Genomic DNA, 12,186 nt, shown 5'->3' on the forward strand with positions numbered 1-12,186 from the left:
ATGTCGATGAGCCGCGAGCAGATCGTCAGGGATACCGCCTACGCCATCTGGGAGGCGGAGGGACGCCCCGACGGACGCGACGGCGAACATTGGCGCCTTGCCGAGGAGCGTGTCGCGGCGAGTCTCAAGGAACCGGCACCCAAGGGCGGGATCCCCAAGTCGAAAGCGCCGGTGAAGGGCAAGGTCGAGGCCGGCGCGGCCAAGACCGCTCCGAAAGTCGCTGTTCCGAAGGCCGTCGCTCCGCTCAAGGCGGCAGCGACCAAGGCGGCGCCCAAGAAACGCTGAGATCCCACCGAACAACGCGGTCATCCCGGGCTTGACCCGGGGTCCGTGCCTGAGCTTGTCCGAACGGGGTTCAGGCATGGGTCTCAGCCCTGATTCCAGCTCTCCGCTTCGCTGCGTCCGGGACGATACCCGCTTCCAGCGCCAGGGTACCACCCCCGCTCAAGCGGCCAGCGCCCGCGCATAGACATCGGCATAGCGGAAGGTGGGGCGGCGCCAGTCGAAGCGCTTGGCCATGGCGTGCTCGCGCATCTGCCGGAAGGCCCGCTTGGTGCGGAAGGCGTCGAAGGCGCGCACCACCGCCGAGGTCAGGCCCTGGCCGGTCAGCGACGAGAACAGGAAACCGGAGAGACCATCCTCGATGGTGTCGACGAGGCCGCCGGTGCGATAGGCGATCGGCAGGGCGCCGGAGCGCTGGGCATACATCTGGCTCAGGCCGCAGGGCTCGAAGCGCGAGGGCATCAGCAGGAAATCGCTGGCGGCGAAAAGCCGGCGCGCCTCACCGTCGTCGAAGCCGATGCGGGCGGCGACGGCGCGCGGATATTGCCGTGCCAGCCGCTCGACCGCCTCCTCCAGCCGGGGCTCGCCGCGGCCGGTGACGATGAGCTGGCCGCCGCTGGCGACGATGCTCTCGGCCGCCTCGAGCGAGAGGTCGATGCCCTTCTGGTGGACGAGGCGCGAGACGATGGAGAAGAGCGGGCCGCGCGAATCCGGCAATTCGAAGGTCTTGCGGATCTCGGCGGCGTTGCGCCGCTTCCACTGGCGGACGATCTGCTCGGAGGTCTTGCCGCCTTCGATCAGCGCGTTCCAGCTATCGTCGATGCCGTTCACGATGCCGGTGAGCCGGCCTTCGTCCATCCGGGTTTTCAGCAGCCCTTCGAGGCCGCAGCCATGCTCGGGCGTGGTGATCTCGTGGGCATAGGTCTCGCTGACGGTGGTGACGTGCGAGCCGTAATAGATGCCGCTCTTCAGGAACGAGATCTTGCCGTGGAACTCGACGCCGTTGACGTTGAAGGCGAGGTCGGGAATGCCGAGCGCAGCCATGCGCTGCGGCTGGTAGAGCCCCTGATAGGCGAGATTGTGGATCGTCAGGATCGAGGGCGTCGCCAGGCCCTTCCAGCGCATATAGCCGGGCGCCAGGGACGAGGGCCAGTCATTGACGTGGATGATGTCGGGCTTCCAGTTGGGATCGGCCTCGCCGGCGGCGATCTCGGCCGCCGCCAGCGAGAGCCGGCCGAAGCGGAGGTCGTTGTCGCCGAAGTCTCCGCCGGCGAAGGGGCCGTAAGGCGAGCCTTCGCGGTCATAGAGTTCGTCGCAGAGCACGGCGTAGATCGTCAGCCCGTCAGCCGTCGCGAAACGTCCGAGCGACCAGGGCGGCAGGCTCGCGGTGCGCGGCATCTGGCGGACGATGTCCATCGCCGGCCTTGCGGCGCGGACCTGCCGGAAACCGGGGAGCAGCACGCGGACATCGCAGAAGGCGCGCAGCTGGCGGGGCAAAGCGGTCGAAACCTCGCCGAGGCCGCCGGCCTTGATGAAGTCGCCCATTTCGGAGGTGACGAACAGCAGCTTGGTGGTCGCCGGGATCGGCGAGGAGCGCTCGGCCGGGTCGTCCTTGACGACGGCGGCGTAGATCAAGGCGTGGCCGGATGTCGAGGAGACAGTGTCGGTCTCAACCAGCTTCAGATCCGCCATCGTCACGTCCTCGGCACATCGCCCGTCAAGAACAGATCACAAAGGTTAAGGTTCCAGGGTGCACTGCAAAATAAAGAAGCAAGATCGGGGCCGGTTCGCCGGAACCGCGCCATGGGCGGGACGTTGCAACCTCCGCGACAGAATGGCGGAGCGATATGACAGGGCCGTTGCGGACGCCGCATCGCCTGCCGATGAGAAGAGGCGGGTGGCATGGTGGATAAACAGGCGCAGGCGTTGAGGATCGAAGCCGGCCGGGCTTCCGAGCTCGGCGCCGTCCATGACGGGGAGGGCACGAATTTCGCGCTGTTCTCCGCCTATGCGGAAAGGGTCGAGCTCTGCCTCTTCGACGAGAGCGGGGCGACCGAGACGGCGCGGATCACGCTGCCGGAATATACCGACGAGATCTTCCACGGCTATCTGCCGGGCGTGAAGCCGGGCCAGCGCTATGGCTACCGCGTTCATGGCCGCTTCGCGCCCGAGGAAGGCCACCGCTTCAACCCGAACAAGCTGCTGCTCGACCCCTACGCCAAGGAGTTCTCGGGCGCGCTCGCCTGGGACGACGCCCATTACGGCTATGAGGTGGCGGCGAAGCTCGACAAGGACCTCACCTTCAGCACACTCGACAGCGCGCCCTTCATGCCGAAATGCGTGGTCTGCGACTGGAGCGCCGACCCGAAGGCCCCAGTGAAGCCGATGGTGCCCTGGGATCGCACGATCTTCTACGAGACGCATGTGCGCGGCTTCACCAAGCTGCACCCGGCCGTGCCGGAGGCCAAGCGCGGCACCTTCGACGGGCTCGGCGAGAAGGCGGTCGTCGACTACATCAGGAGCCTCGGCGYCACCTCCGTCGAGCTCCTGCCGGTRCAGGCCTATCTCGACGACCATCATCTCGTCGCCAGGAAGCTCTCCAACTACTGGGGCTACAACACGATCGGGTTCTTCGCGCCGATGCAGCGCTATGAGGGCCGGGGCGGGCTCGCCTCCTTCCGCGACATGGTGCGCCGCTTCCACGATGTCGGCATCGAGGTGATCCTCGACGTGGTCTACAACCACACGGCCGAGGGCAACGAGCTGGGGCCGACGCTCTCCTTCAAGGGCATCGACAACTTCTCGTACTACCGCACCACCGCCGGCAAGCCGCGCTATTACGTCAACGACACCGGCACCGGGAACACGGTCAATACCAGCCATCCGCGCGTGTTGCAGATGGTGATGGATTCGCTGCGCTATTGGGCCGAGGCGATGGAGGTCGACGGCTTCCGCTTCGATCTCGGCACGATCCTGGGGCGCGAACCGGAAGGGTTCGATCCGCGCGGCGGCTTCTTCGACGCGATGGGGCAGGACCCGGTGCTGAGCAAGCTCAAGCTGATCGGCGAGCCCTGGGATATCGGGCCGGGGGGCTATCAGGTCGGCGGCTTTCCGCCGGGCTGGGCCGAGTGGAACGACAAGTACCGCGACACGCTGCGCGCCTATTGGAAGGGCGATGAAGGCCTGGTGCGGGATCTGGCGGCGCGCGTCACAGGCTCGGGCGACATCTATGATGAGCGCGGGCGGCGGCCCTGGGCGAGCGTCAATTTCGTCACCGCCCATGACGGCTTCACGCTCGCCGATCTCGTTTCCTACAACGACAAGCACAACGCGGCGAATGGCGAGGACAACAAGGACGGCCACGGCCACAACCTGTCCTTCAACTACGGCACCGAGGGACCGACGCAGGACAAGGGCATCATCGCCGTGCGCGAGCGCCAGAAGCGCAATCTGCTCGCCTCTCTTCTGCTCTCGCATGGCACGCCGATGATCCTGGCCGGCGACGAGCACGGCCACTCCAATCGGGGCAACAACAATGTCTATGCGCAGGACAATGAAACCGCCTGGCTGCGCTGGGAGGAATTGACGAAACGGGACGAGGCGCTGACCGCTTTCGTACGCCGGGTCATCGCGCTGAGGACCGAGCATCCGATCTTCCGCCGCGCCTCCTACCGCGACGGCTGCGTGCTGCGCTGGGTCAATCCGGGCGGCGGCGACCAGCAGGAAGAGGAATGGGACGATCCCGGCCTGCGCGCCATCGGGCTCTTGATGCACATGCCCGACGTGGAGGAGGGCGGCGACGAAGCGCTCATTCTTTTCAACAGCTTCGACGGAGAGGTTGTCTTCCGGATTCCGCCGCGGGTGAAGGCCGGTTCATGGGCTGTCGTCCTCGACACCGAGACCGGGCCGGACTCAGACGAGGGCCGCAAGGGGCTGAAGGCGGAGCAGGAGATCACGCTCTCGCCGCGATCGCTGATCGTGCTGATGTGAGGCCGCTTCCGGCGCAGGCGGCCCCGGGCGTCATGAAGGTGACATGAAGGCGCCGGAGCCGCGACGCTTTTCCCTTCTCCCGGATGGGAGAAGGTGGCGCGGAGCGCCGGATGAGGGCCTGCGCTTGCCGTAGAAAGGCTCGACGGAACCGTCGCATTTTGGCGATGGGCGGCGGTTCCTCACCCCGGCCCTTCTCCCATCCGGGAGAGGGGTTTCCCGCGCCCTTTCCTATAACGGTCTGGGGAGTCGCCAGAGGCTGACACTACGGGTCGGCAGTTCGCTGCCAACGCCGTCGGTCGATGTGAACAGCTTCTCCCAACCTTCCCCGGCCAGCGCCAGTGGCTCGCCCTCCCGCCCCCGATTGACCGCGACCAGCAGGCTCTCGTCACGGCCGTTCAGCAGCAAGCAGAAAGCGTCGAGCCCGCTCCAGTCGCCATCGCCGATCCGGCTGCCATCCGGTTTCAGCCAGAGCGCGTCGGGCGGCTCGCCGGCACCGGTGAGGAAGCTGTCGGCGGTCAGCAAGGGATGCTCGCGACGCAGTTTCGTAAGAGCTGCCACGAAGCCGATCAGAGCATCGTCCGCTCTCTCCCAGTCGAGCCAAAAGCCAGCATTATCCTGGGCATAGGCGTTGTTGTTGCCATGTTGAGTCCGGCCGAATTCGTCGCCGGCTGTCAGCATGGGAATGCCGCGCGAGAGGAAAAGCGTCGCCAGCAGGGCGCGGATGTCGCGGTTGCGGGCGGCGTCGATCGCCGGATCGCGGCTTGCGCCCTCGATGCCGTTGTTCCAGCTATGGCTGTCATTGTCGCCGTCGCGATTCTCCTCGCCATTGGCCTCGTTGTGCTTGGACGCGTAGCTGACGAGATCGGCCAGGGTGAAGCCGTCATGGGCCGCGAGGAAATTGACGCTTGCGTCGGGGCCGCGATGCCTGATGGCGAAGAGATCGGAGGAGCCGGAAAGCCGGGTCGCAAGCGCGCCCGCCATGCCGGCATCGCCGCGCCAGAAGCGGCGGACATCGTCGCGGTAGCGGCCATTCCATTCGGCGAAGGGGGCGGGGAAATGGCCGAGCTGGTAGCCGCCGGGGCCGATGTCCCAGGGCTCGGCGATCAGGATCGCCTGCGACAGATCGGGATCCTGCAGGATGGCGGCGAAGAGCGGGGCGTCCTGGGAGAAGCCCGTCTCCGTCCGGCCCATCACCGTGCCGAGGTCGAAGCGGAAGCCGGCGACGCCGAGGCTGCGCCAGTGGCGCAGCGCATCCATCGCCATCCGGACGACCGGGGCGCGGTCGAGCGCGACCGTATGGCCGCAGCCGGTGTCGTTGACGAGCTTGCCGGGATCGTCGGCGGCGTGGCGATAATAGACCGCATTGTCGAGCCCGCGCAGGCCGATGGTCGCACCGTATTCGTCGCTCTCCGCCGTGTGGTTCAGCACGACATCGAGGATCACGCCGATACCGGCCCGCGCATAGGCGCCGCAGAGCCGGCGCAAATCCGCCCCGCCGCCGGGGGCGAGGCGAGGATCGGGCGCGAAGAAATTGACCGGGTTGTAGCCCCAGGCATTGGCGAGGCCGAGCGGCGGGAGATGGCGCTCGTCCATCCAGGCGGCGATCGGCATCAGCTCGACATGGCCAGCGCCGAGCCGGTGGAGATGGGCGACGATAGCCGGCTCCATCAGGGCCGCGAGCGTGCCGCGCAGGCGCTCCGGCACGGCCGGATGGCGCATGGTGAAGGATCTGACGGCGAGCTCGTAGATGAGGCGAGGGGGCTCGCTTCCGCTGCCCTCGAGACGCCCTTCCTCTGGATGAGGGCTGGGATGGCCGGCAACGATGCAGCGCGGCACCAGATCAGCCGTCTCCTGACCGTGCCTGGCCAGTTGCGGATCCCAGAGGAAAGCCCGGTCGAGCAGTGTGGCGTAGGGATCGACCAGCAGCTTCGAGGGATCGAAGCGGTGGCCCTGCTCCGGCTGCCAGGGCCCTTCGACGCGCAGGCCATAGCGCAGGCCCGCGCTGGCACCGGGCAGGAAGCCGTGGTGGATGTCGCCGCTGCGGCAAGGCAGCGGCAGGCGGGCGATTTCGGTGTCCCCGGTCTCGTCGAAGAGGCAGAGGAGGACGCGCTCGCCGTTACGCGAGAAGACGGCAAAGGTGACGCCGTCTTCCAAGACCGTCGCGCCCATGCCGGCCGGCAGCGGGCAAGGGAGGATGCTGGGGTTCGTCATTCTCGGGCGGAGCGCAGCGCAGAGCCGAGAATCTCTGGCGGGAGATGCCCGGGGCAAGCCCGAGCATGACGCGCCGCGGCGATCATTCTGCTGTCTGGGCGGGCAGGCCCACCGGCACGTTCCAGATCCGCTCGGCATATTCGCGGATGGCGCGGTCGGCGCTGAACCAGGCGCAATGGGCCGTGTTCGTCACCGACATGCGCCACCACGTCGCCGGATCGGCCCAGAGGCCGTCCACATGGCGCTGCGCCTGCCGGTAGCTCTCGAAATCGTTCAGCACCATGAACCAGTCATTGGCGCGCAAGCCATCGACGAGGCCCTGGTAGCGCCCGCGCTCGCGGGGCGAGTAGGCGCCGCCCGCAACGGCGTCGAGCACGCCTTCCAGATGCGGGGTCGCGGCGATGACCTCGGCGGTCGGGCGCGGATTGCGCTTGGCGGCCTCGACCTGTTCGGCCGTCATGCCGAAGATGACGATGTTGTCCGCGCCGACGCGCTCGCCGATCTCGATATTGGCGCCGTCGAGCGTGCCGATGGTGACGGCGCCGTTGAGCGCGAACTTCATGTTGCCGGTGCCCGACGCCTCCATGCCGGCGGTCGAGATCTGTTCCGAGAGGTCGGCCGCGGGGATGATGACCTCGGCCAGGCTGACATTGTAGTTCGGCAGGAAGACCACCTTCAGCCGGTCGCGGGTGGTGATGTCGTTGTTCACCACGGCCGCGACGTCGTTGATCAAATTGATGATCGACTTGGCCGTGGCGTAGTTCGAGGCCGCCTTGCCGGCGAAGATCTTCACGCGCGGCGCCCAGTCGCGATAGGGCTCGGAGCGGATGGCGTCGTAGAGCGCGATCGTCTCGAGGATGTTGAGGAGCTGGCGCTTGTATTCGTGGATGCGCTTGATCTGGACGTCGAAGAGCGCATCGGGGTCGACGGTGACACCGCAATCCTGACGGATGATCTTCGCGAGCTTCAGCTTGTTCTCGCGGCGGATGGCCATCAGGCGTTCGTGGACGGCCTTGTCGCTGGCATGGGCGCCGAAGCGGCGGATCAGCCCGATATCGTCGAGGACCGCCTCGCCGCAGGTCTCCTTCAGCAGCTTCGTCAGCCCCGGATTGGCGTTGAACAGCCAGCGGCGCGGCGTGATGCCGTTGGTGACGTTGGTGATGCGGTCCGGGAAGACCCTGTGGAGCGGGGCGAAGACCGTCTCCTTCATCAGGTTGGAATGCAGCGCCGAGACGCCGTTGACCTTGTGCGAGCCGACGAAGGCGAGATGGGCCATGCGCACACGCCGGCCATGGGACTCGTCGATGAGCGAGAGCGTCGCCAGGTCGGCATCCGGTTGCTCGCGCCGCACGCCGTCGAGGAAGCGGGCATTGATGCCGAAGATGATCTGCATGTGGCGTGGCAGCAGCCGCTCCATCAGCGCAACCGGCCAGGTCTCCAGCGCCTCCGGCAGCAGCGTGTGGTTGGTGTAGGAGATCGTCGCGTTGGTCACCTCCCAGGCCTGCTCCCAATCCATCTTGTGCTGGTCGATCAGCAGCCGCATCAGCTCGGCGACGGCCAGCGAGGGATGGGTGTCGTTGAGCTGGATCGCGACCTTGTCGGCGAGGTCATCGAGCCGGCCGAACTGGCGGTAGTGCCGGCGCACGAGGTCCTGCAGCGAGGCCGAGGTGAAGAAGAATTCCTGCCGCAGGCGCAGTTCCTGCCCGGTCGGCGTGGAATCGTTGGGATAGAGCACCTTGGAGATCGCCTCGGCGCGATTGCGCTCGGCGACGGCGCCGATCAGGTCGCCCTGGTTGAAGGCGTCGAGCGAGAGCGGGTGCATGGCGCGCGCGCGCCAGAGCCTGAGCGTCGTGGCTTCCCGCCCGCGCCAGCCGACGATCGGCGTGTCATAGGCGACGGCGAAGACCGTCTCCTCCGGCGCCCAGAAGATCTCGCCCGGCTTGTCCGTGCCGGTGACGGAGCCGCCGAAGCCGATCTTGTAGGCGCTCTCGCGCCGCTCGAACTCCCAGGGATTGCGGAAGGAGAGCCAGTCCTCGGGGACCTCGATCTGCTTGCCGCCGTCGATGCGCTGCTTGAACAAGCCGTGGTCGTAGCGGATGCCGTAGCCCAGCGCCGGCACGCCGGTCGAGGCCATCGCCTCCATGTAGCAGGCGGCGAGCCGGCCGAGGCCGCCATTGCCGAGCGCGGCGTCGGGCTCGATCGTCTCGATCTCGTTGAGGTCGACGCCGAGCTCGCGCATCGCCTGCGCGAAGGGGCCGGTGAGGCCGAGATTGTTCAGCGTATCGGCGAAGGAGCGGCCGATCAGGAATTCGAGCGAGAGGTAATAGACCCGCTTGCGGCCGGTGTCGTAGCTCTCCCGGGTGGAATGCTGCCAGACATCGACGACGTGATCGCGCGCCGCCAGGATGCCCGCCGTCAGCCAGTCATGCGGCTGGGCGACCGCCGGGTCCTTGCCGAGCGAATAGGCGAGCTTGCGCAGGATCTCGGCCTTGAGCCGCTCGACCTGATCGTCCGGCTCGAAATGGACGGCTGGCTGCGGGCTGGTGGCGGTCTCGGTCACGCGCGGTCTTCCCTGGCTGTTTCGAGCRCCGGGAGTGTCAGGGGATTGCTGGCGGGTGTCCAGCCGAATTTGCCGCAGTGCGGTATGAAGCTGCCGCACGGCCCCGCGTGCTGGTTTCGGGCGCCGGTCAATTACCGCCCGGGCGGGCGTCGTCACGGACGCGCCCGCCGAGCTGTTTTGCGCCCTCGACCGAGGAATCCGTCAGCCTGACGATGCTGTTCCAGGCTTCACGCGTATAGGCACCCTGATGAACGACGGCGTCGTAGCCGACGACCAGGACGATGATCACCAGAAGCAGGCGGAACACGAAACTCTCCTCTCGATACCGCGCTATCAACGCGATGGTGGAGGGGAGGGTTCCGCCGTGCTACGAGCGGGATCAGCGCGGCAGCAGATCCTTCAGCCGCAGCAGGGAGATCGTCTCGACCTGCCCCAATGCGGTCGCGAACTCCTGTTCGCGCCTGTTTTTCAGGCGCGTCTCGAAGGCGTCGAGGATCGCGGCCTTGCTCGCGCCCTTCACCGCCATGATGAAGGGAATACCGAAGCGGGCCTTGTAAGCCTCGTTGAGCGCGGTGAAGCGCACGCGCTCGTCGCCGGTCAGACGGTCGAGGCCGGCGGAGGCCTGTTCGCCGGTGGATTCCGGCGTCAGTTCGCCGGCCGCTGCCAGCTTGCCGGCCAGATCGGGATGGGCGGCGAGCAGGGTCTTCTGCCTGTCCGGCCCGGCCTTGCGCATGACGGCGGTCATCGCGGCGTGCAGCCCTTCGGCCGTGTCCTGCGCGGGCCCGATCCCGGCATCGTAGGTCGCTTCGGCGATCCACGGGGAATGCTCCCAGACGCGGCCGAACACCTCGATGAAGAGCGCCTTCGGCAGTTTGGAGGGAGTGTAGCCGCCTTCGGGCGGGTGCGTCCGAACCCAGTGGCGGGCAATGTCGAGCCTTGTCGCGACCCAAACCCTGTCATGGCTCTTCACATAGTCGAGGAAGCGGGCGAGCGCAGCGGCGCGGCCCGGCCGGCCGACGAGGCGGCAATGCAGCCCGACCGACATCATCTTCGGCGCGGTCTCGCCTTCGGCATAGAGCGTGTCGAACGAATCCTTCAGATAGGCGAAGAACTGATCGCCGCTGTTGAAGCCCTGCGGCGTGGCGAAGCGCATGTCGTTGGCGTCGAGCGTGTAAGGCACGGCGAGCTGCGGCCCCTTCGGGCCTTCAAGCCAATAGGGCAGTTCATCGGCATAGACGTCGGCCGTGTAGAGGAAGCCGCCTTCCTCCATCGTCAGCGGAATCGTGTTCTGCGAGGTGCGGCCCTGGTAGCAGCCGAGTGGGCGTTCGCCGGTCAAGTCGGTCTGGATGCGGATGGCCTCGAGGATGTCGGCGCGCTCGCGCTCCCGCGGCACGTCGCGATAGTCGATCCATTTCAGGCCGTGGGTTGCGATCTCCCAGCCGGCTTCCTGCATCGAGCCGACGATCTCGGGGTAGCGCGCCAGCGCGCTGGCAACCGCGAAGACCGTCACGGGCATATTCCGCTCGGTGAACATCCGCCACAGCCGCCAATAGCCGGCGCGGGAGCCGTATTCGTAGATCGACTCCATGTTCATGTGGCGCTGGCCCGGCCAGGGCGCCGCGCCGACGATCTCGGAGAGGAAGGCTTCGGAGGCCGCGTCCCCGTGCAGGATGTTGTTCTCGCCGCCCTCCTCGTAGTTGACGACGAACTGGACGGCGATGCGGGCCTCGCCCGGCCAATGCGGATGCGGGGCGTCGCGGCCATAGCCCTTGAGGTCGCGCGGATAGGCGGTGTCGGTCATCGGAAAGGTGCTCGCAAACTGATTCAGCTGAGGATCCTAAGTGGCGGCGTCATCGCGTCAAAGTGCGGCCCACGCGGTCTCAGCTTCCCCGATAGGTGGTGTAGCCATAAGGCGAGGCGAGGAGCGGGACATGGTAGTGCCGCGTCACCTCCGAGAGGCCGAAGCGGACGGTGATGACATCGAGGAAGGCCGGCTCCGGCAGCGTGACGCCGCGCTCGCGGAAATAGGGGCCGATGGCGAAGTCGATCTCGTAGATGCCGGGCCGCGTCGCCTCCGGCGTCAGGAGCGGAGCGTCGGTGCGGCCATCCGCATTGGTGACCGTTTCGGTGAGCGTCTCGGCGCCCTCCGGTCCGATGCGGCGCAACGAGACCGCGACGCCGGCGGCGGGGCGCCCGCCATGCGTATCCAGGATGTGCGTCGTCAGCCCTGCCATGTCCGGCCTTTCCATCGCCTTGCGTTTCCGGGTCAGCAACTTGCATGCCGACCGCGCTCAACCGTAATTTGCCCTGGGGCGAAGTCCAACGGCGCGTGGCGCCGTTCCCGCCCCTGAACGAGGACAGCGACCCGCGATGCTCAGCGCCTATCTGATGGAATGGGGCAGCATGATGCTGCGCTGGCTCCACGTCATCACGGCGATCGCCTGGATCGGCTCCTCCTTCTTCTTCATCCATCTCGATGCCAGCTTGCGGCCGGCGCCAGATATCCCGCCGGGCACGGGTGGCCGCGCCTGGCAGGTCCATGGCGGCGGCTTCTACGAGATGCGCAAATACATGGTCGCTCCCGCGGTGATGCCGGCGGAGCTGACCTGGCACAAATGGCAGAGCTACTGGACCTGGATTTCGGGCTTCTTCCTGCTGGTCTGGGTGTATTACGCCCAGTCCGAGCTCTACCTGATCGATCCCGCGGTGATGCAGCTTTCGCCCCTGGCGGCGGGCGCGATCGGCATCGCGGCGCTGGCTGGGGGCTGGCTGATCTATGACTGGCTGTGCCGGTCGCCGCTCGGGAAGCACGACGTCTGGCTCGGGCTGATCGGCTTCGGCTACGTCGTGGCGGCGAGCTGGGCCTTCGCCAGCGTCTTTTCCGGGCGCGGCGCGCTGATCCATACGGGCGCGCTGATGGCGACGATCATGACCGCCAACGTCTTCTTCAACATCATGCCCGGCCAGCGGAAGGTGATCGCGGCGCTGACCGCCGGTGAAAAGCCCGATCCGAAATACGGCAAGGCCGCCAAGCAGCGCTCGACGCACAACAACTACATCACCCTGCCGGTGCTGTTCCTGATGCTGTCGAACCATTATCCGGTGACCTATGCCAATGCGGCGGCGATCCCGCTGCTGGTGGC

At 66.9% G+C, this 12,186-nt stretch carries 9 protein-coding genes; 3 read left to right on the plus strand and 6 right to left on the minus strand.

Annotated features, from left to right (window positions below; translation table 11 throughout):
* Nucleotides 1-6 precede the first annotated feature (6 nt).
* Nucleotides 7-285, plus strand: a complete 279-nt coding sequence (locus AB4Y99_RS07205; RefSeq protein WP_441522842.1) for a DUF2934 domain-containing protein — start codon at nt 7-9, stop codon at nt 283-285.
* A 159-nt stretch (nt 286-444) separates the two neighbouring features.
* Here AB4Y99_RS07205 and glgA read toward each other — a convergent pair whose 3' ends face one another.
* Entirely contained in the window at nt 445-1,974 is a 1,530-nt protein-coding gene (glgA, locus tag AB4Y99_RS07210; protein WP_441522843.1) for a glycogen synthase GlgA, read from the minus strand.
* 210 nt (nt 1,975-2,184) lie between these two features.
* Between glgA and glgX (AB4Y99_RS07215) the strand changes: the two genes are divergently transcribed.
* A complete protein-coding gene (glgX, locus tag AB4Y99_RS07215) occupies nt 2,185-4,272 on the plus strand; it encodes a glycogen debranching protein GlgX (RefSeq protein ID WP_441522844.1) in 2,088 nt (695 codons plus the stop codon).
* Between the two features lie 228 nt (nt 4,273-4,500).
* Here the strand turns inward: glgX (AB4Y99_RS07215) and glgX (AB4Y99_RS07220) are convergent, their stop codons facing one another.
* The 5 genes from glgX (AB4Y99_RS07220) to uraH all read right to left on the minus strand — a co-directional run bounded on the left by glgX (AB4Y99_RS07220) (nt 4,501) and on the right by uraH (nt 11,277).
* The gene (glgX, locus tag AB4Y99_RS07220; RefSeq protein WP_441522845.1) at nt 4,501-6,483 is read right to left on the minus strand and encodes a glycogen debranching protein GlgX; all 1,983 of its coding nucleotides are present in this window, start codon (nt 6,481-6,483) and stop codon (nt 4,501-4,503) included.
* A gap of 82 nt (nt 6,484-6,565) precedes the next feature.
* On the minus strand, nt 6,566-9,043 hold the full coding sequence (locus AB4Y99_RS07225; RefSeq protein WP_133563211.1) for a glycogen/starch/alpha-glucan phosphorylase: 2,478 nt from the start codon (nt 9,041-9,043) through the stop codon (nt 6,566-6,568).
* Nucleotides 9,044-9,170: 127 nt separating this feature from the next.
* Nucleotides 9,171-9,350, minus strand: a complete 180-nt coding sequence (locus tag AB4Y99_RS07230; protein WP_038358699.1) for a hypothetical protein — start codon at nt 9,348-9,350, stop codon at nt 9,171-9,173.
* 72 nt (nt 9,351-9,422) lie between these two features.
* Nucleotides 9,423-10,844, minus strand: coding sequence for an allantoinase PuuE (gene puuE / locus AB4Y99_RS07235; protein WP_441522846.1), 1,422 nt, complete (start codon nt 10,842-10,844; stop codon nt 9,423-9,425).
* A gap of 79 nt (nt 10,845-10,923) precedes the next feature.
* Entirely contained in the window at nt 10,924-11,277 is a 354-nt protein-coding gene (gene uraH / locus AB4Y99_RS07240; protein WP_441522847.1) for a hydroxyisourate hydrolase, read from the minus strand.
* Between the two features lie 136 nt (nt 11,278-11,413).
* Here uraH and AB4Y99_RS07245 point away from each other — a divergent pair.
* The coding region (locus AB4Y99_RS07245; protein ID WP_441522848.1) for a urate hydroxylase PuuD at nt 11,414-12,186 on the plus strand (773 nt) is incomplete at its 3' end.

Source organism: Allobosea sp. TAB14 (genome assembly GCF_052113865.1).
Taxonomy (GTDB): Bacteria; Pseudomonadota; Alphaproteobacteria; order Rhizobiales; family Beijerinckiaceae; genus Allobosea; species Allobosea spartocytisi.

Excerpts from the sequence above, each read along its gene's own strand:
- AB4Y99_RS07205 (WP_441522842.1), top strand. The coding sequence starts at position 7 with ATGAGCCGCGAGCAGATCGTCAGGGATACCGCCTACGCCATCTGGGAG.
- glgA (WP_441522843.1), bottom strand. The coding sequence starts at position 1,974 with ATGGCGGATCTGAAGCTGGTTGAGACCGACACTGTCTCCTCGACATCC.
- glgX (WP_441522845.1), bottom strand. The coding sequence starts at position 6,483 with ATGACGAACCCCAGCATCCTCCCTTGCCCGCTGCCGGCCGGCATGGGC.
- puuE (WP_441522846.1), bottom strand. The coding sequence starts at position 10,844 with ATGACCGACACCGCCTATCCGCGCGACCTCAAGGGCTATGGCCGCGAC.
- uraH (WP_441522847.1), bottom strand. The coding sequence starts at position 11,277 with ATGGCAGGGCTGACGACGCACATCCTGGATACGCATGGCGGGCGCCCC.